Consider the following 20,227-nt stretch of genomic DNA (forward strand, 5'->3'; position numbering starts at 1 on the left):
AGCCCGGTAGCTCGTCAGGCTCATAACCTGAAGGTCGCAGGTTCAAATCCTGCCCCCGCAACCAAATCTCCCCAAAACAACCAAACACAAAAACCAACGCATCGACCCACCCAAACCTCATCAGAAAAAGAACAAAACAAGAACAAAGAAACAGCGCTAAAACAACAGGCCAATAAAAACACCCCGCCCCCTGTTGCCATGCCGGCGTCTCCAATGCCCTCGCAGGCAAACGCTCACCTCGAAAAAATGCGCCAAAAGGACAGGAACCACCGCTCGATGGTGCCAAACCCCAGCGCATTCGGCTCAGACCCGGCCCTCCTGCACGCCAAGCGGCCGATCAACCACGGCACACCCCTCCAATCCAACATCATCCCCCGACTTGCTGCCGATGCTGCGGTACCGCAAAAGCAGAGGCCCAACCATGGGCATCGTCAGCATCGTCGATCCAACCGCCATCAGCAAAAGAGCCGTGAACGTGCCCGGCGTGATGATCGCCTTGTCGAGCAGGATGTTCGCAAAAATAATCATGATCAATGCCTTCGTCTGAAGCAGCCACCCAATGATCAAAGCCTCGCCTCGTTCCCACCCCAGAAGCCGGCCCGCAATCTGAACACCAAGAAGCTTGCCGGACACCGAGGCAACAAGCAGGAAGCCACCCGCCGCTAGAACCCCAACGCCACCCATGTCCCAACTCGTCCGTAAACCCGTCGACAAGAAGAACACAGGCATCACGGTCATCAGCACCGTGCCGCGAAACGCATCCATCCGCTCAAGATTGTACCAGCGGCTGTCCAAAACAGAGCCGGACAGAAAGGCGACCGGTCGCTTCCGCCGAACCTGGCCCGGCCGTGTGCCGGGCCTTCCTTTTGGGCAGGTGCCAAATTGGCTTGTTCAGCCGCCGAAGGGCAGGGCGTCGGCGATTTCATAGCGTTCGCCGCCAATCCGGACCAACGTCAGGCCTCCGACCCGTTCGGCCGCGAAACTCAGTCCGGGATCTGTCGCCACGACCCGGCCGCCACGAAACTCGATGAAACGTTCACGCCCCGATGGCAGCGCGATCCAGACTGCCGCGTTGCCGGGTTCTCCGCGCTGCGCCCGGAACGGACAGGTTCCCGTTGGCTGGCCGAGGGTCGTTGCGCAGGGCAACAGGCCGGTGATCTCTTGCGGCGGTCGCGGGCGTTGTGGCTGCACAGGCACTGGCGCACCGGGGGCTACCGGAGACCCGGCTTCGACGAGAAAGCGCCCGCTGACCCAGCCGGTCATCCGTTCGTTCAGGCCCGTCGCAATCTGGCACCAGCGTCCACCACCGGCCATCCGGCACCCCAGGTTGCGCACCACCATGCCGTTGGCAAGCTTGCCGACGACAGGATTGCCCGCGCCCGGCGCGCTGCGCATGTTCAGCATGTCTGCGCCGGACAGACCAGTCACCATCCAGTAGTCGGGGCCTCCAGCCAGACCGTCGGCGAAGTCCGGTTGCGGTGCCGGTGCCGATGGCTGTGGCTGTGGCTGACCCGGCGCGTTGCGGATTTCGGCAATGAAGCGCCGGTTCACCCAGCCACTGATGCCTTGTTCATTGCCCAGTGAGACCTTGCACCATTCTGACTGGCCGCCGGCCTCGCAGCCGAGGTTGTGCAGCAGGGTTCCGTTCGGCACAGCGTCAATGATGCCAAAGCGTTGGCCTGGCCCGGCGCGCAGGTTCAGCCTGTCGCCTGGCTGCAGGCCCGTTACCATCCAGTTGCCGCGTCCGCCGATTCCCGGGGATGGACGGACCGGGCCGTCGCCGCGCACCGCCACCGCAAGGGTGAACCGGGAGCTTTCGCCGCGCCGGGCCGCGTTGCGCATCAGGTAGACCTGAATGCGGTACTCGCCACTCTGGCGCAGCAGGCCGGAGAACCGGTTGCCATCCGACGAACCGATGAAGATCGCGGTGTCGCCGCGTGGCGGCAGGATGTTGAAATAGGTCGACCCGTTGTCCGCACTGAGGTCGACATTGAGCCGTTGTCCGCCACGGGCGCTCAGAACGTAGTCGACGCTTTCCCGGCCACGCAGGCGCCCGGCAAACTCGGCCGAGGACTGGCCACGGGCAAACTCGACCCGCACGCTCCGTGTGTCTTGCGCCGTCGCGGCGGAAAAGGGCGCCATCAGCAGACAGGCGAGACCAAGAAGAATTGCGGCACGTGTCACGTCAGTCGCTCCGTTGCGCGATGGGAAAGGCGGTCAGGGAAGCTTACGCGAACGACCAGGTTGCAGCATGTCGGTTTTATCACAAATCATCGGCAGAATGCCGCGACGGTCATCATCCCCGGGTGTCCCCGGTCACGTGCCGCAAAACGTGCGATATGGCCCGAAGGTCATAGGTGCTGGTTCTGCATATGCCTCAAGACCGGCGCGCTCGGTAAAGGGATCGGACAGAACGTCCAGCAGGCGGTTGAACGGAGCCAAATCTCCCGCAACCGCTGCGGCCAGAGCTTCCTCGACCTTGTGATTGCGCGGGATATACAGCGGGTTGACCGCAAGCATTGCCGCCATGCGCCGTTCTGCCGGCATGGCGTCCCGGTCAAGCCGCGCCTTGTAGACCTGCGTGAAGGCTTTGAAGCGCTCGCTGTCTTCGCCTGCTGGACCGGGGTGCTCGGCCAGTCCGCCGGCCACGGCGGCGAGCTGGCGGAACGCCAGCGTGTAGTCGAGCGCTGGAGCCTGATCTGCCGCCTGCAGGCTTGCCAACAACTCCGCGCCCAGCGTTGCATCGCCGTCTTCCGCGCTTTCCAGCCCCATCTTGGCGCGCATGCCTTCTGCCCAGGCCGCTTCGAAACGCTCCGGAAACCCGTTGATCGCTTCGCTTGCCCGCTCGATAGCGGCGGACTCGTTGTCGTCGATCAGAGGCAGCAATGCCTCGGCAAGCCGGGCAAGGTTCCACTGAGCAATGGCCGGCTGGTTGCCGAAGGCATAGCGGCCGTGGGTGTCGATCGAGCTGAAGACGGTTCTCGGATCATAGGCGTCCATGAAGGCGCAGGGGCCATAGTCGATGGTTTCGCCGGAGACAGTCATGTTGTCCGTGTTCATCACGCCGTGGATGAAACCGGTCAGCATCCACTGCGCCACCAGTTTCGCCTGCCGGTCGATCACCCTGGACAGGAACCCGAGCACCGCCGCTCCCGTGATGTCGCCGTTCTCCAGAAGGTCGGGATCGTGGCGGGCAATCGTGTAGAGGGTCAGCTGGCGCAGACGGCTCACTTCGGATCTGGCCGCAAAGAACTGGAACGTGCCGACGCGGATGTGGCTGGACGCCACCCGGGCCAATACAGCCCCAGGCAGGATCGTGTCGCGCAGCACCTGTTCTCCCGTAGCAACCGCCGCCAGCGCCCGCGTCGTCGGAATGCCGAGCGCATGCATGGCTTCGCCGATAATGTATTCGCGCAGCACCGGCCCGATGGTTGCCTTGCCGTCGCCGCCGCGGGAAAACGGTGTGCGGCCCGAGCCCTTCAGATGAATGTCGCGCCGGTGTCCGTTGCGGTCGATGACCTCGCCGATCAGCAAGGCCCTGCCATCGCCGAGCTGAGGAGAAAAGCCGCCAAACTGGTGGCCAGCATAGGCCTGTGCCAGCGGAGCTGCGCCCTCAGGCATCTGGCTGCCGGAGAACAGCCGCGCCGCCTGATCGTCGTTCAGTTTGTCCGGGTCGATACCCAGTTCCAGCGCGAGGGCGCGATTGAGCTTCAGAAGGCGCGGAGCCGGGGCGACATCGCCTCGCCACGACACGTAGAAACCGTCGAGATCACGGGCGTAGCTGTTGTCGAAGACGAGTATGGCCTGCGTCATGCGGATGATCCGCTCCTTAAAATTCTCATCAAATCTAAGGCTTCTTTGCCGGCCGGTCACGCCTGCAAGTCCACATCGCGCCACCAGCGCACCCGCAATCGGTTGCGCTGATGAACGCCGTGTTAATTCACTCAGCTAAACTCGCCGTCCGCAAGGTCACTCGGCGGCTGCGTTTCGCTTGGGCAAGACCCAGCCCGGCCTGGGGAAATGGCAGGTGTAGCCATTGGGGTACCGCAGCAGGTAATCCTGATGTTCCGGCTCGGCCTGCCAGAAGGGGCCAGCCGGTTCGACTTCCGTCACCACCTTGCCGGGCCAGATCCCGGAGCCATCGACATCGGCGATGGTGTCCAGCGCGACCTGTTTCTGCGTCTCGTCGACGTAGTAGATCGCCGAGCGGTAGGACAGGCCGATGTCGTTGCCCTGGCGGTTCCGCGTGGTGGGGTCGTGGATCTGGAAGAAGAATTCGAGCAGGCGGCGGTAGCTGATCACAGCCGGGTCGAACACGATCTCGATTCCCTCGGCATGGGTGCCGTGGTTGCGGTAGGTCGCATTGGGCACGTCGCCCCCCGTATAGCCGACGCGGGTCGCGAGCACGCCGGGCAGCTTGCGGATCAGGTCCTGCATGCCCCAGAAGCAGCCGCCGGCGAGAATTGCAGTTTCGCGCATGTCAGATGTCCTCCACCTGGTCGAGATAGGCACCATAGCCCTCGCGGTCCATGTCATCGCGGTGAATGAAGCGCAAAGCAGCAGAATTGATACAGTAGCGCAGGCCACCCCTGTCACGCGGGCCGTCCGGGAACACGTGGCCGAGATGACTGTCGCCATGGGTCGACCGCACTTCCGTGCGGATCATGCCATGGGTCGTATCGGTAAGTTCGGTCACATGCGCGGGCTCGATCGGCTTGGTGAAGCTCGGCCAGCCGCAACCGGACTCATACTTGTCTGAGGAGGCAAAAAGTGGTTCGCCCGAGACGATATCGACGTAGATCCCTGGCTCCTTGTTGTAGAGATATTCACCGGTGCCGGGACGCTCGGTTCCACTTTGCTGTGTGACCCGGAATTGTTCGGCATTCAGGCGGGCAATGGCTTCTTCGGACTTTCTGTAGGACGTCATCGTCAAACCTCCGTCATCATGCCGCAAGATATGGTGCATTCGCGCTGCTTTGCCCAGATCCGGCGGAAACACCTCCGTGTGAGAGGCAGGTGAGCGTGATTTTCTCTTGCAAACCGCACCTTCTGCGGCAAAGGCTTCGGACCCATGACTGACCCTTATGCCCCTTCTTCCCTGCCGCCAGCCTACCACCTGGAAGAGGCTCCCGATGTGCCATGGCCGAAACTGCGACTGCGGCTGGTGTTTGGCAATGATGCCATGCTGGGCCCGGGGAAGGTTGAACTGCTTGAGTTCATCCGTGAAGAAGGCTCGATCGCGGGGGCTGGCCGGCGCATGAAGATGAGCTACAAGCGGGCGTGGATGCTGGTGGAGCATCTCAACGCCGCCTTCCGGGAGCCGCTGGTTGACAGCTCCCGCGGAGGCGCAAAAGGCGGGGGCGCACAACTGACACCCACAGGTGAGCGCATCCTTGCCGAGTACCGCAAGCTGGAAGACCGGATCGCGGAAGCCGGGTCCTCCGAAATCGATACGATCCGCTCGTTGTTGCGGGATATGTCCGATCAGAAATAACGCTTGCGAAGCTGCGATCAGCTTGCGATATTTCCAGGCGGATATAACGCATGCGGAGGATTTCATGCGCCCGCTCTCTGACGTCACCTCGTTCTTTGGCCGGAAGACGCTCACTTCCGTCTTCGCAGCAGCCCTTGCCGTCGCGATCAACTTCGCGCCCGTTGCCCCCGCGCAGGCGGCTGAAACCACTGTCTTTGCGGCTGCGTCGCTGAAAACGGCGCTGGATGACATCGTCACGGCGTATCAGGGAGCCGGCGCCGACAAGGTGACCGTGTCCTATGGCGGCAGCTCAGCGCTGGCCAAGCAGATCGAACAAGGCGCGCCGGCAGACATTTTCATCTCGGCCAGCACCGACTGGATGGACAAGCTCGCCAAGGCAAAGCTGATCAAGGAGGACAGCCGCGTCGATCTTCTCGGCAACACGCTGGTTCTCGTGGCCCATGGCACCGATGCGCCGAAGTTTGAGATCACTGGCAAGCTCGACCTCGCCGCTCTCCTGGGTAACAACAGGCTGGCAATGGCGCTGGTCGACAGCGTCCCGGCGGGTGTCTATGGCAAGGCCGCGCTGACGTCGCTCGGCCTCTGGCCGTCGGTTGAGGCCACGGTGGCGCAGTCAGATAACGTCCGAGCGGCCCTGGCGCTGGTTGCGACGGGCGAAGCGCCTTTTGGCATTGTCTATGCGACAGATGCGGTTGCGGAAAAGAACGTCAGCGTCGTTGGCACCTTTCCAGCTGGCAGCCATGACCCTGTCGTCTATCCGGCAGCCCTGACCGCCGAGGCACGCGACGGCGCTGCGGCGTTCCTTGCCTATCTCCAGGGGGAAGCCGCAAGGTCCGCCTTCGAACGGCAGGGCTTCAAGGTTCTGGGCAAGTGAGGGTCTGACAGGCGTATGGAACCGGGGTGGCTGAGTGCGGAGGAATGGCAGGCGGTGGTCCTGTCGCTCCGGGTATCGTTCTGGGCCACGCTGGTCAGCCTGCCGCTGGGCGTTCTCGTTGCTCTGGCGCTGGCACGCGGCCGATTTCCCGGGCGCCAGCTGCTCAACGGCCTCGTCCATCTGCCGCTGATCCTGCCGCCAGTTGTGACCGGCTATCTGCTGCTGCTGACCTTCGGACGCAAGGCACCGGTTGGCTCATTCCTCTACGAGGCCTTCGGCATCGTCTTTGCCTTTCGCTGGACCGGCGCGGCGCTGGCTGCCGGGGTGATGGCGTTTCCCTTGATGGTCCGGGCCATCCGGCTGTCCATCGAGGCGGTGGATCCGAAGCTGGAACAGGCGGCGGCTACCCTCGGTGCCTCGCGGATCTGGGTGTTCCTGACTGTCACCCTGCCGCTGATCCTGCCGGGCATCGTTGCTGGCTCCATTCTCGCTTTTGCCAAGGCGATGGGCGAGTTCGGCGCCACCATCACCTTTGTGTCCAACATTCCCGGTGAAACCCAGACCTTGCCCTCCGCCATCTATTCCTTCCTTCAGGTTCCTGACGGCGATGCGGCGGCCTTCCGGCTGGTGCTGATTTCTGTGGCCATCGCCATGCTGGCGCTGCTCCTGTCGGAAGTGGTTGCCCAGCGTGTGGCGCGGAGGATATCCGGACGATGACGCTCGATGTCCGCCTCAGACACCGCTTTGCCGGATTTGATCTCGATGTCGCCTTCCGCAGCCCGGGTGGTGTGACCGCCCTGTTCGGCCGTTCGGGCTGCGGCAAGACCAGCATCGTGCAGGCCGTTGCCGGTTTGCTAAGACCGGATGAGGGCGAGATCACGCTCGGACCGGTGCGGCTGCTCGACACGGTGAAACGCATCGAGGTTCCGGTGCATCGGCGGCGCATGGGCTATGTGTTCCAGGAAGGCCGCCTGTTTCCCCATCTCTCCGTGCGCCAGAACCTCCTGTACGGCCATTGGTTTACCGGCGGCGGCACGGCGACAGAGCTGTCGCGGGTGGTCGACCTTCTCGGGATTGCAGCCCTTCTTGACCGGACGCCGGCAAGTCTGTCCGGTGGCGAGAAGCAGCGGGTGGCCATTGGTCGGGCCTTGCTCGCGCGCCCGCGTCTCCTCCTGATGGATGAGCCGCTTGCCGCGCTGGACGAGGCGCGCAAGGCGGAGATCCTGCCTTATCTCGAACACCTTGTCCGCGAAAGCGCGGTGCCGATCCTCTATGTCAGCCACTCGCTGGCCGAAGTCGCGCGTCTTGCGGCGCATGTGGTGGTGCTGGATGCGGGCCGTGTGGTTCGCGCAGGGCCTGCAGCGGCAGTCCTCTCCGATCCGCTGGCAGCCGGAACGTTGGGCGCCGCCGGGAGTGGCGCATTGCTGGAAGGCGTCATCCAGTCACACACAGTCGACGGCTTGACCGAAGTCCGCATCGCGGCGGGGACCCTGCTGCTGCCGCAAATGACTGCCGCCCCCGGTTCTGCCGTGCGCCTGCGAATCTCGGCTGAAGACGTGATCCTGTCGCGGCAGGCACCCGTTGGCCTGTCGGCGCTCAACATCCTGTTGGCGGAAGTCCTGCGGCTTGAGCCCGCCGGGCCAGGCCGCGTTCTGGTGCAACTGCAGCTCGGGTCCGACCGGCTGCTTGCGTCCCTGACCGAGCGCTCCGCCCTTGCGCTGGGCCTTGCAAGCGGCGAGGCCTGCCACGTGGTGCTGAAGTCTGTCGCGCTGGCTTCGTCCGGTGATGCTTCGGGCTAGAACCCCGATTGGGCGGATGTCAGTCCTTCACCCGGCCATAGCGGCGCATGATCTCCACCAGGGCACCGTGGTCGATGGCTTTCACCAGCGCGATGTCATGCTCGGTGCCGCCCAGGTCTCGCGCTGCGATCATGGAGTTGAGCACGGCCTCTTCCACGCCTTCCACTGCTGCCTGATAGACGGGATCGAGCAGGTCGTCGTTCACCATCTCCAGCGCGTAGCGGGCAGGGGCCTTGTGCGGCAGCGGCCGGGCATTGGCCGTGGAGAAGGCGAGGAAGATGTCGCCGGAGGAGTTGCCGCCGGCGGTGCCGCCGCGCGCGATGCCGAGCGCCCCGCGCCGGGCCAGACGCTTCAGCTGATGCGGCGCGAGTGGCAGGTCCGTGGCGATGATGATGATGATCGAGCCACGTTCATGGTCGTCCGGCCCGTCGCTGTCTGCCATCGGCATGTGCCGGCCAACGGGCACGCCGAGCGGGGAAAACCACTCGCGGATGCCATGGTTGGCCTGCACCAGCACGCCGACGGTGAACTCGCTGCCGTCAAAGGTCACCTTGCGCGAGGCGGTGCCGGTTCCGGCCTTGAAGCGATAGGCGATCATGCCCGTGCCGCCGCCGACATTGCCTTCGGCGACCGGACCAGGCTGCGCCGCGTCCAGCGCCGCCCGGGCATCGGCCTCGGTCAGAGGCAGCCCGTTGATGTCGTTGAGCACGCCGTCATAGGTCTCGGCGACGACGGGCATCAGCCAGAGATGGTCACCGGCGTTGTAGGTTTCGGGATGGCTTTCCAGCATCCAGCGGATCGCGGCCTGATGGCACGCGCCGACCGCATGGGTGTTGGTGATCAGCACCGGACCGACAAAGAAACCACCGTCCTCGATCCAGTGGCTGCCGGTCATCTCGCCATTGCCGTTGAAGCGGTGAATGCCGGCATAGACCGGGGACGGATCGGCCCCGCGCGGGCGTGGCAGGATTGCGGTCACGCCGCTGCGCACCGGCCGGCGGCGTCCGGGACGCGGGACATCCTCGATCACGGTGCGGAACCCGACCTCGACGCCCGGCACATCGGTGATGGCGTTGAAGGGGCCAGGCGTGCCGGGCAGGTCGAGGCCAAGATCGCGCGCGCGGGGGCTGTGGGGCGCGGATTGGGACATGGGGCGTTTCCTTCCGGTTCTTCTTGTTGTCTCAGCGCCTGCGGTTGCGCAGATACAGCCCTGCAAAGGCCACGGCAAAGGAGAAGGTGAGCATCATCACCGCCAGCGCGTTGACCTCCGGCTTGATGCCCCGTCGCAGCATGCCGAAGATGTAGATCGGCAGGGTCTGCGTGTTGGTGCCGGAGATGAAATAGGTGATCACCAGATCGTCCATCGAGATGATGAAGGCGAGCAGCGCACCGCCCAGGATGCCCGGCATCAACTGCGGCAAGAGGATGCGGCGGAAGGTGGTCCATTCGCTGGCACCGAGGTCCGCCGATGCCTGTTCGAGGCTCCGGTCCATGCCGGCCAGCCGGGCCGAGACAACGATGAAGACATAGGACGTCAGAAACGTTGTCTGGCCGGTGATGATCGTGCCGAGCCCGAGTTGGGCGCCGGCACCGACAAAGAAGATCAGCAGGGCGATCCCGAGAACGATGTCAGGCATCAGTATCGGGACAAACAGCAGCACCCGGTAGAGCCGCTGCGCTGCAAAGGGATGCCGGTAAAGCGCCAGCGCGGCGCTGGTGCCGAAAAAGGTCGAAAGCGCCGTGGTTGAAAAGGCGACGATGAAGCTGTTCTTCACGGCCGCCAGCAGTTGTTCCGTTGTCTCGATGTAGAGCGCTGCCTCCGAGGCGACGTTGCGCAAGCCCAGGATCTGCCGGTACCAGTCCAGCGTGAAGCCGGACCAGCGCATCATGTTCACCGGATCCGAGTTGAACGAGTAGATGACGATCAGAGCGATCGGAACATAGATGAAGGCGAAGAAGAGGATTGTGAAAGCCAGAAGCGCCTTCGTGCCAAGATGTCTGAACATGGGTCCCCTCCCTCACGCGTGGCCAGGGCCGGCCGGATCGGATCGGTCCTGGCGAACGGCGATGAACAGGAGCACCAGCACCACAGCCATCACCAGCATGGCGAGCGCCGAGCCAAACGGCCAGTTGCGGGCGGCCAGGAACTGTTGCTCGATGAGATTGCCGAGCATCAGCGACTTGGCCCCGCCCAGCACCGCCGGGACGATGAAGTTTCCGAGCGCCGGGATGAAGACGATGATGCAGCCGGCGGCGATGCCCGGCAGCGTCAGCGGCAGGATGATGCGACGAAACGTGTCGAAGCTGCCGGCACCGAGGTCTTGCGAGGCGCGGATCAGGGTCCAGTCCAGTTTCTCGACGCTGGCATAAAGCGGCAGGAACATGAAGGGGATGAAGATATAGACCATCCCGAGGATCACGGCGCCTTCCGTGTAGAGCAGGTCAAGGGGGCGGTCGATCAGTCCCAGGGCCCCTAGTGTTTCATTGATGAATCCGGTCGGGCGAAGGATCAGCACCCAGATGAACAGGCGCACGATCAGGCTGGCGAAGAACGGCAATGTGATCAGGAACAGCGCAAAGTTCTTCCAGCGTTCGGGCAAGGCAGCGATCTGGAAGGCGGCCGGATAGCAGACCAGCAGCGTCACTGCGACCGTGATCAGCGCGATCGACACCGAACGGGCGAAGATTGCCAGGTAGACCGGGTCGAAATCCTCGAACTCGGGATCGGCAAAGCCGAGGATGCGGCCATAATTGTGCGGGTAATATGTCCATTCAACCCCGCCATAGAGACCAGGGGCGAGGAAGCTGTAAGTGACCATGATCGCCAGCGGTAAGAGCAGGAAAATGGCGAGAAACAGCGTGACCGGCCCGAGCAACAGCGCAAGCTGCTGCCGTTTGCGGGCCTTCAGCGTGCTCATGCCGCCTCGCTGACGGCTGGGAACAGATGCACCGATGCCGGGTCATAGGTCAGCACCGCGCTGCGCCGGCTTTCGGCTTCCGCGATCCGCGACTGCTGCGAGGCGGGCAGCGTCGCGACCACCTTCTGGCCATCGTCCGTGCGGCCGTGGATTTCGAACACCATGCCCATGAACACCACCTGGTCGATGCTCACCGGCAGTTCGGACAGGCCGTGGGTGCCGGTGTCCGGTGCCAGTGCAAACTGTTCCGGACGGATCAGCGCCGTCACCGGTCCGCTCGAGGGCAGGGCCATGCGGGCATGGACCGTCAGGCCGGCGCTGGTGCGCACGATGGTCTCGGCCCCGCTTCCCGATCCGCTGCCGGTGAAGAGATTGCTGGCGCCGATGAAGGAGGCGACAAATCCGTTGGCCGGGCGATTGTAGACCTCCCCGGGACTGGCCAGCTGCTGGATCTCGCCGCCATTCAGCACCGCGATACGGTCCGACATGGTCAGCGCCTCCTCCTGGTCATGTGTGACGAAGACGAAGGCGATGCCCAGTTCGTGCTGCAGGGTCTTCAGCTCGATCTGCATGGCCTGCCGCAGCTTGCGGTCCAGCGCTGACAGGGGCTCATCAAGCAGCAGCAGCTTCGGCCGGGCGACGATGGCCCTTGCGAGGGCGACGCGCTGCTGCTGGCCGCCGGACAGCTGGCGCGGCAGCCGCTTTTCCAGCCCGCCAAGGCCGACCATCTCCAGCGCTGCCCCGACGCGGGCGTTGCGTTCGAGCCGTGCAACACGGGCGATATCGAGGGCGTAGCCGACGTTGTCGCCGACACTCATGTGCGGAAACAGCGCGTAGCTCTGGAACACGGTGTTCACTGGCCGCTTGTTCGGCGGCCTGTGCGTCATGTCCTCGCCATCGATGAAGATGCGCCCGGCGTCCAGCTCGACGAAGCCGGAGATGGCATGCAGCAAGGTGGTCTTGCCGCAGCCAGAGGGGCCGAGGAGGGTCAGGAATTCACTTGGCTGGACGGCAAGGTCAATGCCGGCCAAGGCCGTGACTGTTGTTCCTTCAGGCGAGGCAAAACTCTTTCGTGCCCCGTCAAGCCTGACGCTGCTGTGGTCCATGGTCCGGACTCCGCCACTGATGTTCCCCTGGACAGGTTTTGTTATCGAAGTACCTGTTCCATATTTTAGTTATCATGATATCGTTTAGGTGCGGATGTCAATGCAGCGAGTTCGGTGAACCGGACCGCTGGCCCACCGGGGAACAGGGGCGGCACCCGCGACCGCTGACACCAACAGGGGAGTTTTACACCATGACCATGAACCGCCGCAGGTCCAGAAGCCTGCTCGCCTGTACCGCGCTTGGCCTCGGATTTGTTTTTGCCGGCACGGTTGCCACTGCCGCGCAAGGCGTGCTGAACGTCTACAACTGGGGTGAGTATATCAACCCGGAAGTGCTGAAAGCCTTCGAGGCGGAGACGGGCACTAAGGTCAATCTCGACACCTATGGCTCCAACGAGGAAATGCTGGCCAAGATCCAGGCCGGCGGCACGACCTATGACATCGTGTTCCCGTCCGTGCACATGCAGGACATCATGGCCAAGCTCGACCTGCTCGAGAAGACCGACATCAATACCTATGAGGGCTTCAGGAACATCGAGCCGTCGTTTCTGCGGGCAAAGTCCGACCCCAAGGGCGAATATTGCATGCCCTATGCCTGGGGCAGCGTTGGCATCGTCTACAACCGTGAGGTTCTCGGCAAGGACGTGACCGGCTGGAAGGATCTGATCGACACCGTCAGCGCCAAGAACCTCAAGTTCACGCTGCTCGATGACATGCGCGAAGTGCTGGGCGTCGGTCTCATCCTCAATGGCAAGTCGGTGAATTCCACCGATCCTGCCGATCTCAAGGCGGCGGCGGATGCGGTCATTGCCATGAAGCCGCATGTGGCGGCCTTTACCTATGATGCCCGTCCGATGGTCCAGGCTGGTGACGTCGCTGCCGGGCATTTCTTCGTGGGCGCGATGGTGGACGTCTTTGGCGCGCCGGAGAAGCTCGGCTACGTCATTCCCGAGGAAGGCGCGACCATGTACCAGGAGAACATCTGCGTCCTGAAGAGCGCGCCCAACAAGGAGAATGCGCGCCGGTTCCTCGAATTCTATACCAGGCCGGAAATCGTGGCGCTCAATATTGCCCAGCAGACCAACGGTACCGCCAATGGGCCGGCGCGGGCGCTGACGCCGGACAACATCAAGAACTCCAAGGAAATAAACCCGCCGGCCGAGGTGATGGCGAAGCTGCAGATCTTCGAGGATCTGGGGGCTGACCTGCGCAAGGTCGATCGGGTGTGGACGCAGGTGAAGACGGCGCAATAGTCTTTCGCCAAGGATGCAACATGTCAGCCGCGGCGGCGCGTCTGCCGTGGCTGACCTTTCAGGCAAGATCGAGAGTAGCCCATGACACCGGTCGTTCTGACAAGGCTGAGATCGCCCGACGCGCGTCAGACCAAGTCGGACATTCTCATTGCCAACTATCTGGAGCGGAACCTTGCCGAGGTTCCGTTCGAAACGGCCAAGTCGATTGCCGAGCGCGTCGGCGTCAGCCAGATGACCGTTGGCCGGTTCCTGCGCCGCCTCGGCTACAGCGGCCTTGAAGACCTGAAGCAGGATCTGCGCGAAGGCTCCGCCCGCACCGCCTGGGATGTGCGCGGTGGCTTTGACCGGCTGAAGGAGGACGCCCGCGATGGCCGGCTTCTGGCGCAGCTGATCCAGCAGCAGGTCGACGATCTCACCCGCATGTACGAGATCACCACCGCGCCGCAATGGCAGCAGGCGATTGAGGCCATTGTCGCGGCCGAAGAGATTTACGTCGCGGCCTATCAGAATGTGCGCGGCGTCGCCCAGTATTTCGCCGCGCAGCTGTCCTATGCCCGGCCACGCGTACAGTTCGTCGACGGGCTCAATGGCACCTATGCCGAGCTGCTGGATGGCAGCGTGCCGAACCGGCTGCTGATCCTCGCCGATGTTCGCCGCTTTGCCGCCAAGGCCCAGCCTTTGGCCCGCGCGGCGCGGGAGGCGGGCGTGACGGTCCTGCTCATTTCCGACGACGCCTGCACCTTTGCCGACGACTGCGCCGATATCCCGATCATCATGCCCGGCGCGCGCGGACCGCTCTGGGACGGCGCCGTGATGATGGTCGCCGTGTTTGATCTTCTCATCGCCAATCTGATCGTCGCCCTTGGCGACAGCGTCAACGCACGGGTCGACAGGCTGACCGCGCTGCAGGACACATTCGGCGATTTCGAGGATTGAGCCCGGGAGATCCGGGCTCTTGTTGCGCCAGCATGCCGCTCAGGCCTTGGAAAGGCCGGCCGCCAGACCTTCCGCGATCTGGGCGACATCGGCGGAGGTGATCACCAGCGGGGGCGACAGGATGATGTTGTTGCCCGACACGCGGATCATGATCCCCGCCTCGTAGGCCCCGTCTGCGACAGCGGCCATCACCTTCTTGTCAACCGGCTTCTTGCTGGCGCGGTCGCTGACCAGTTCGAGCGCCGCCATCAGACCCTTGCTGCGCACATCGCCGACCACGTCGTAGCGCGTCTTGAGGTCGGCGAGAACGGCGGCCAGTTCCTCGCCCCGGGCTGCTGCATTGCCGGCGAGGTCCAGGCGCTTCGTCTCAGCAAGGGCGGCAAGCCCTGCCGCGCAGCCGACCGGATGACCGGAATAGGTGTAGCCGTGACCGATGGCGCCGAAGGAGGTGCGGTCCGCCTCGAAGACGTCGGCGACCTTCTGGCTGATCAGGGTGGCGCCGAGCGGGAAGTAGCCGGAGGTGATGGCCTTGGCGATGGTCATCATGTCCGGCTTCACGCCCCACAGGCGCGAGCCCGACCAGGCACCGGTGCGGCCGAAGCCGGTGACCACCTCGTCGGCGATCAGCAGGATGCCGTGCCGGTCGAGCACCTCGCGCAACATCGGCATGAAGCTCTCGTGCGGGACGATGACGCCGCCCGCGCCCAGCACCGGTTCCATGATGAAGGCGGCAATCGTGTCGCCACCCTGGAAGGCGATCTCGTCCTCCAGTGCGCGGATGCAGAGCCTGGCGAGCTTCGCCGGATCGGTCTCGTCAAAGGGATTGCGATAGGTCCAGGGGGCGGGGATGTGGAAGCAGCCCGGCAGCAGCGGCTCGTAGTTGCGGCGGAAATTGGCGTTGCCGTTGACGGAGGCACCACCGAAATGGGTGCCGTGATAGCCCTTCTTCAGCGCCAGGAACTTGGTCCGGTCGGCCTCGCCCTTGATCTTCCAGTACTGGCGGGCAAGACGCAGGGCGGATTCCACCGAATCCGAGCCGCCGGAGGTGAAGAAGCTGCGCACCATGCCTTCGGGGGCGAAGAATTCCGCCAGCTCATAGGCGAGTTCAATTGAAGGGCCGGTCGAGGTGCCGCGGAAACCGGAGTAGTAGGGCAGTTCCGCGAGCTGGCGGGCAATTGCCTCCTTCACCGGATCGCTGGAATAGCCGAGATTGACGTTCCACAGGCCGCCGACCGCATCCAGCACTGACCGGCCGTCAAGGTCGGTCACGGTGACACCCTCGCCCTTCATGATGACGCGGGGCGGATTGGCCTGCATCTCGGCCGGATGGGCCATCGGATGCCAGATCGAGCGGGCGTTGTTTTCCGTCAGGAAGTTCATGTCGCGCATGGCGCACTCCTCTTGGAGGATCAGAAGGGGGAAGGGACGCCGAGGTGGCGAAGCGCCTCGGCGTAGGACTGGTCAGGGCGGGTGACATCGAAGTGCACGCAGATCATGCCGGCCGCCTCGCCGCCACGGATGTTGCGAAGCTGGTCATCGACGAAAACGCACTCGCCGGCCGGCAGCTGCAGCGCGTCCGTGACAGCGGCATAGGCGCGGGGATCGGGCTTCAGGATGCCGCTGTAGGTCGCGTCGACGATCACCTCGAAGTCGGCGAGGAACGGCAGCTTCTGCCGGAAGTCCGCGCCATAGAAGAGGTCCAGCTCGTTCGACAGGATGGCGAGCCGCTTGCCGGCCGCCTTGGCAAGGGCGATGGATTTCAGGGCCTCCGGCCGCATGACGGCTTCGGGATCGGCTCCTCGGGCGCGTTGGACGAAGGTTTCCATCTTCGTCCAGGTCTCACCCAGCAAGGCGCCGGTCTCGCGGGTGCGCGTCATCCAGTAGTCGCGTTCGGAAATCTCGTCGCGCTGCATCGCCTGCCACAGCGCATCGGCACGCGGCCCTTCGGCGGGGGCAAAGGGGCCGCGCCAGGTCAGGGTGCCAGATGGCAGGCCCAGAGCGCTTTCAGAGAGGTCATGCGTCTCGAACAGGGTGCGTGTGACGACGCCGCCGAAGTCGAGCACGAGAGCTTTTGCGCTCATGCTGCCGCCCCCTCTGCTGCCGGGGTTCCCGGCGCGATGACACCTGCCTCGACCCATCGATCAAACTGGGCGAGGGCTGTGCTGGTGAATTCTGCGCTGTTGATATGCCCGTCGATCTCGACAAGTGCCGCGTTGGCCGGAATAACCTTGCGCATTTCGTCGAGGAACGCGGCGAGGTTCTCAGGGTCGTGCAGCGGCTCACCTTCCTGGTCCCATTGCTGGATCCCGCCGTTCGGCAGCAGGAACGTGACCGGTCCGGTTGCCTTCGCCAGCTTGCGGGCAATCTCCCGGGCCACCTCCCGCCGGCCCTCAGGCCCGGTAGTGACGGAGGCCAGCAGGCGGTTGTGGGCATGGTAGGGCCTGTCATTGAACTGGCTCGGCACCGGTTGCCAGGTCGGGAAGTCGACCATGTCGATGGCGCCGGGGGCGACAATCTGCGGAATGCCAGCGAGCCCCGCATTTTCCAGCCGGTCGGCCCCGGATGTCACGACGGAACCGTTGAGGTGATTGGCGACTTCCTGCAGGCTGAAGTCGAGCACGGCGGCGAAGCGCTTTTGCGCAGCAAGGGCCTCCAGGGCGCGGCCGCCCATGCCTGTTGTGTGAAAGACGACGACTTCGTAACCACGCTTCTCCAGTTCGGGACGCAGGTGCACCATGTATTTCAGGCAGCTTTTGCCAAGCGAGGACAAGGCCACGACCGGACGGGCCTGTTGGGGAGGCTGGCTGCTTCTGGCCGCGCCCACCACGGCGCCGCACGCCTGCGAGAGCACCGCACGGCAGGTCTCGTTGAGACCATAGAGCCCGCCGGCCCAGAGAATCATCATCAGGTCGGCGGCCACCCGCTCCGGTGGGACGAGATGCGAATACGAAATGGTGGAGACAACAAACTTCGGCACCCCGAGCGGCAGGGCAAGGGCCACATCCAGCGCGAGGTCCGTCCCCATCGTGCCGCCAAGAATTAGCGCACCGTCGATCTCACCTTGATCATGAAGCTGCCGTGCCAGGGTGGACGCGCCGAGTGCCATGGCGGCCATCGCCGTGTTCTCGTCACCACTTGCGGCAATCGCCTCGATTGTAGTGGACGCGGCGGCGGCGACTGCGTGCTTGTCGAACTCGGGAATATAGGGCGGGTCCCCCAGGATGCTGACATCCATCAGAACGGCCCGGCCGCCTGCGTCCTGGATCCGCTCGGCCATGTAGCTGAGTTCTTCAGCCTTGGTGTCGCCGGTTCCGATCAACAGGATCGCGGGCGGTTTATCGCCTGTGGTCATGGTTCTAGGTCCCTCTGGTTACTTCTTTTGGCGGATGTCCAGTCCGTAAAGGGCCGCCGACAAGCGGCTGGCGGCATGGCGTGCTGCGGCATTGAGCTCTGTCAGACGCGCGTCATCGACGCGCACTTCCGGCGCGGCGATGGAAATGGTCCCGACCGGCAATCCGTCGGGGGATAGGATGGGGGCGGCGGTGCTGATCACGCCGGGCTCAAGGCCGTTGCGACTGATCGAAGTGCCGCGGGCACGGGTCTCGGTAATGCGGGCACGCAGTGCTGCGGGATCCGTAACGGTTTGTGCCGTAAAGGCTTTCAGCGGCTGCGCCAGGAAGGTTTCGCGCTGGTCTTCCGGCAGGAACGCAAGGAGGGCCAAGCCCGATGCGGTCGCATGCAGCGGATAACAGGAGCCAACCTCCACGATAACCCTGTTGGCGCGGGGTGATGTTTCCACATGGACGGTCCACAATTCGTGGCCTGAAAACTCGCTGAGGTGACAGGTCTCTCCCGTCTCCTCGTTGAGTGCCTTCACAATGGGAACGGCAGTGCGCAGGAAGGGGAACCGCGCTTCGCGGATGCGGGCGAGGCGCACCGGCGCCGCGCCGATGCGGTACCGCTTGGTCGCCTTGTCCTGCTCGATGAAGCCATGCGCCTCAAGATCGACAAGCAGCCGCCGGGCGGTCGCCTTGTCGAGGCCGGCCAGCCGGGCGATCTCCGTCAGGCCGGTGTCCTCGCTCAGCGAAGCCACAAGGTTCAGGAGCGTCAGCGCCTTGCCCACCGTACTCACATGGATCCTCCCAGATCAATAACATCGCAATTAACTTGACAGCGACCGCATTCCTTTGCAAGTCTATATTTGAAATGAAGGTTCGAATAATGAACCAATAAGGCCAAAGGCCATCGGGAACAGCAGAAGAGGACGGAACCATGCAGAAGGCATTTCTCGCCGCGCTCGCAGCGGCTGTGACTTTTTCAAGCTCAGCAATCTTCACCAGTGCCGCCCAGGCCGAGTATCCGGAGAAGCCGGTCAGCTTCGTCGTTCCCTTCCCTCCCGGGGACCTTGAAGACGTGCTGACCCGGATGATCGCCGAGGACTTCCAGGCGCAATACGGCGTCGCGGCAGCCGTCATCAACAAACCCAGCGACGGCGGCCCATTCCCGGGTGCGGTCGATGTGGCCGGAACCAAGCCGGATGGCAGCACCATCGGGTCGTTCGTCGTGGACATTCCGGTCATCGGGCCGGAGGTCGGCATTCCGGCGCTCAACCCGAACCCGTTCGAGCCGGTCGGCATCTTTCTGACCTATCCTTTCGTCATCGCGACGCTCAAGGATGCGCCCTATGACACGATGGAAGAGCTGGCCAAGCACGTGAAAGACACGGGCGACAGCGTTGCTCTCGGGCACTTCGGCTCGTTCCTTCTGCCGACCCAGGCAACACTGGCCGCAGCAAAGGTGATGGGTTTCGAGTGGGGCGCGGAAGCAGCCAATGATGCGCTCGATTGCAACACGCTTGCCTCGGGCGACTTCGATGTCGTCACCACCACCATGCAGCAGATCCTGCCCTGCCTCGACAAGGTGCAGATCCTCGCCACCCTCACGGACAGCCCCATCCCGGTCATCCCGGATGCCCCGCAACTGGCATCCGTTGCGCCGGAGTTGAAGCTGTCGCTGTGGAACGGCCTGTTCGTGTCCAAGGGCACGCCACAGGAGATCAAGGACAAGATTGCCGCCGTCGCCAAGGAGACCATGGTGTCTGAACGGGCGCGCAAGCTTTCTGCGGACACGGGTGCGATCCTGTACTGGAAGGACGCAGCTGCCTCCGAGGCGCAGATTGAGGCAGACAAGGCCGTCGTTGTGCGCGTCAACGGCCTTCTCGGTCAGTAAAGCGATCGGGCCGGCGGTCTGAATACTGTCCGGCCCGTCTCTTCGAACGCTCCCAAACCTCAGGGAAGGCCAGCTCATGCAGCCGGACGATCCGACCCCGCATGTCTTTCCAACGGCCCGCCGTCCCGGCGAGTTGCTGTTTGCGATGTTGTTCCTCGGACTGTCGGTTCTGCTCCTGGCGCAGATCGGATGGCAGACTGACTGGCTGCCGGGCAAGGGGCTGGCGGCCCAGCCGCGCACCTGGCCGTTCATTGGCCTTGCCGGGATGGTGCTGTTCGGGACGCTGCATCTGATTGCCACCAACCGGGTCCGGCGCACGCCGGGACGCTGGCAGGAGGCTGTGCTCTGGCTCCGCTCGCTCGAGTTCGTGGGCTGGTATCTCGTCTATGTCTTCAGCGTGCCCTACCTCGGCTATCTGCCGGCAACGCTTGTCTTCTGCCTCAGCCTCACTTGGCGATGCGGATATCGCAGCCGGATCGCACTGCTGGCTGCAGCGGGCTTCGGCCTGGGGGTCGTCCTGTTTTTCCGCACGCTCCTGTCGGTAAAAATCCCGGGAGGTGCGCTCTATGACGCGCTGCCGGCCCCCTTCGACGTTTTTTTCCTGACCTATTTCTGACC

Annotated in this window: 21 protein-coding genes; 8 read left to right on the forward strand and 13 right to left on the reverse strand. The window is 63.8% G+C overall.

The window, feature by feature from the left end; genetic code table 11:
- Positions 1-303 precede the first annotated feature (303 nt).
- From ACTIFE_RS00005 to msrB, 5 genes are all read right to left on the reverse strand, one after another.
- On the reverse strand, positions 304-810 hold the full coding sequence (locus tag ACTIFE_RS00005) for a cation:proton antiporter domain-containing protein (RefSeq protein WP_439527362.1): 507 nt from the start codon (positions 808-810) through the stop codon (positions 304-306).
- An 81-nt stretch (positions 811-891) separates the two neighbouring features.
- Positions 892-2,184, reverse strand: a complete 1,293-nt coding sequence (locus tag ACTIFE_RS00010; protein ID WP_439527111.1) for an SH3 domain-containing protein — start codon at positions 2,182-2,184, stop codon at positions 892-894.
- Between the two features lie 132 nt (positions 2,185-2,316).
- The gene (locus ACTIFE_RS00015; protein WP_439527112.1) at positions 2,317-3,813 is read right to left on the reverse strand and encodes a protein adenylyltransferase SelO; all 1,497 of its coding nucleotides are present in this window, start codon (positions 3,811-3,813) and stop codon (positions 2,317-2,319) included.
- Between the two features lie 156 nt (positions 3,814-3,969).
- Positions 3,970-4,479 (reverse strand): peptide-methionine (S)-S-oxide reductase MsrA, encoded by a 510-nt coding sequence (gene msrA / locus ACTIFE_RS00020; RefSeq protein ID WP_439527113.1) that lies wholly within the window; start codon positions 4,477-4,479, stop codon positions 3,970-3,972.
- A 1-nt stretch (position 4,480) separates the two neighbouring features.
- Complete coding sequence (gene msrB, locus ACTIFE_RS00025) at positions 4,481-4,927, reverse strand: peptide-methionine (R)-S-oxide reductase MsrB (RefSeq protein ID WP_439527114.1); 447 nt, start codon at positions 4,925-4,927, stop codon at positions 4,481-4,483.
- 144 nt (positions 4,928-5,071) lie between these two features.
- On the opposite strand from msrB, the gene ACTIFE_RS00030 reads away from it, so the two are divergent.
- The 4 genes from ACTIFE_RS00030 to modC all read left to right on the forward strand — a co-directional run bounded on the left by ACTIFE_RS00030 (position 5,072) and on the right by modC (position 8,167).
- On the forward strand, positions 5,072-5,494 hold the full coding sequence (locus ACTIFE_RS00030; protein WP_439527115.1) for a winged helix-turn-helix domain-containing protein: 423 nt from the start codon (positions 5,072-5,074) through the stop codon (positions 5,492-5,494).
- A 64-nt stretch (positions 5,495-5,558) separates the two neighbouring features.
- The gene (gene modA, locus ACTIFE_RS00035; RefSeq protein ID WP_439527116.1) at positions 5,559-6,368 is read left to right on the forward strand and encodes a molybdate ABC transporter substrate-binding protein; all 810 of its coding nucleotides are present in this window, start codon (positions 5,559-5,561) and stop codon (positions 6,366-6,368) included.
- Between the two features lie 15 nt (positions 6,369-6,383).
- Positions 6,384-7,085 (forward strand): molybdate ABC transporter permease subunit, encoded by a 702-nt coding sequence (modB, locus tag ACTIFE_RS00040; RefSeq protein ID WP_439527117.1) that lies wholly within the window; start codon positions 6,384-6,386, stop codon positions 7,083-7,085.
- A complete protein-coding gene (gene modC / locus ACTIFE_RS00045) occupies positions 7,082-8,167 on the forward strand; it encodes a molybdenum ABC transporter ATP-binding protein (RefSeq protein WP_439527118.1) in 1,086 nt (361 codons plus the stop codon). Before modB ends, modC begins: the two co-directional genes overlap by 4 nt.
- Before the next feature lie 19 nt (positions 8,168-8,186).
- Here the strand turns inward: modC and ACTIFE_RS00050 are convergent, their stop codons facing one another.
- Genes ACTIFE_RS00050 through ACTIFE_RS00065 form a run of 4 tightly spaced genes read right to left on the reverse strand, consistent with a single transcriptional unit; the run spans position 8,187 to position 12,191 of the window.
- Complete coding sequence (locus ACTIFE_RS00050) at positions 8,187-9,317, reverse strand: DmpA family aminopeptidase (RefSeq protein WP_439527119.1); 1,131 nt, start codon at positions 9,315-9,317, stop codon at positions 8,187-8,189.
- Between the two features lie 31 nt (positions 9,318-9,348).
- Complete coding sequence (locus ACTIFE_RS00055; protein WP_439527120.1) at positions 9,349-10,173, reverse strand: ABC transporter permease; 825 nt, start codon at positions 10,171-10,173, stop codon at positions 9,349-9,351.
- 12 nt (positions 10,174-10,185) lie between these two features.
- On the reverse strand, positions 10,186-11,085 hold the full coding sequence (locus ACTIFE_RS00060; protein WP_439527121.1) for an ABC transporter permease: 900 nt from the start codon (positions 11,083-11,085) through the stop codon (positions 10,186-10,188).
- On the reverse strand, positions 11,082-12,191 hold the full coding sequence (locus tag ACTIFE_RS00065) for an ABC transporter ATP-binding protein (RefSeq protein WP_439527122.1): 1,110 nt from the start codon (positions 12,189-12,191) through the stop codon (positions 11,082-11,084). The genes ACTIFE_RS00060 and ACTIFE_RS00065 overlap by 4 nt, the downstream gene beginning before the upstream one ends.
- A gap of 191 nt (positions 12,192-12,382) precedes the next feature.
- Here ACTIFE_RS00065 and ACTIFE_RS00070 point away from each other — a divergent pair, with 191 nt between their 5' ends.
- Positions 12,383-13,444, forward strand: coding sequence for a polyamine ABC transporter substrate-binding protein (locus tag ACTIFE_RS00070; protein WP_439527123.1), 1,062 nt, complete (start codon positions 12,383-12,385; stop codon positions 13,442-13,444).
- A gap of 81 nt (positions 13,445-13,525) precedes the next feature.
- On the forward strand, positions 13,526-14,380 hold the full coding sequence (locus ACTIFE_RS00075; RefSeq protein ID WP_439527124.1) for a MurR/RpiR family transcriptional regulator: 855 nt from the start codon (positions 13,526-13,528) through the stop codon (positions 14,378-14,380).
- 39 nt (positions 14,381-14,419) lie between these two features.
- On the opposite strand, the gene ACTIFE_RS00080 is transcribed toward ACTIFE_RS00075, so the two are convergent.
- The 4 genes from ACTIFE_RS00080 to ACTIFE_RS00095 are packed head-to-tail and all read right to left on the reverse strand — an operon-like array spanning position 14,420 to position 18,512.
- Entirely contained in the window at positions 14,420-15,769 is a 1,350-nt protein-coding gene (locus ACTIFE_RS00080) for an aspartate aminotransferase family protein (RefSeq protein WP_439527125.1), read from the reverse strand.
- Positions 15,770-15,789: 20 nt separating this feature from the next.
- A complete protein-coding gene (locus ACTIFE_RS00085; RefSeq protein ID WP_439527126.1) occupies positions 15,790-16,461 on the reverse strand; it encodes an HAD family hydrolase in 672 nt (223 codons plus the stop codon).
- Positions 16,458-17,732, reverse strand: a complete 1,275-nt coding sequence (locus ACTIFE_RS00090) for a Tm-1-like ATP-binding domain-containing protein (protein ID WP_439527127.1) — start codon at positions 17,730-17,732, stop codon at positions 16,458-16,460. Before ACTIFE_RS00090 ends, ACTIFE_RS00085 begins: the two co-directional genes overlap by 4 nt.
- Positions 17,733-17,750: 18 nt before the next feature.
- Entirely contained in the window at positions 17,751-18,512 is a 762-nt protein-coding gene (locus tag ACTIFE_RS00095) for an IclR family transcriptional regulator (RefSeq protein WP_439527128.1), read from the reverse strand.
- A 140-nt stretch (positions 18,513-18,652) separates the two neighbouring features.
- Between ACTIFE_RS00095 and ACTIFE_RS00100 the strand changes: the two genes are divergently transcribed.
- Positions 18,653-19,609, forward strand: coding sequence for a tripartite tricarboxylate transporter substrate-binding protein (locus ACTIFE_RS00100; protein WP_439527129.1), 957 nt, complete (start codon positions 18,653-18,655; stop codon positions 19,607-19,609).
- 76 nt (positions 19,610-19,685) lie between these two features.
- Positions 19,686-20,225 carry a tripartite tricarboxylate transporter TctB family protein gene (locus tag ACTIFE_RS00105; RefSeq protein ID WP_439527130.1) on the forward strand — a complete coding sequence of 180 codons (540 nt, stop codon included), beginning with the start codon at positions 19,686-19,688 and terminating at the stop codon, positions 20,223-20,225.
- The last annotated feature ends 2 nt before the right edge of the window (positions 20,226-20,227 follow it).

The sequence above is a fragment of the Pannonibacter sp. genome, assembly GCF_051860505.1.
Lineage (GTDB): Bacteria > Pseudomonadota > Alphaproteobacteria > Rhizobiales > Stappiaceae > Pannonibacter.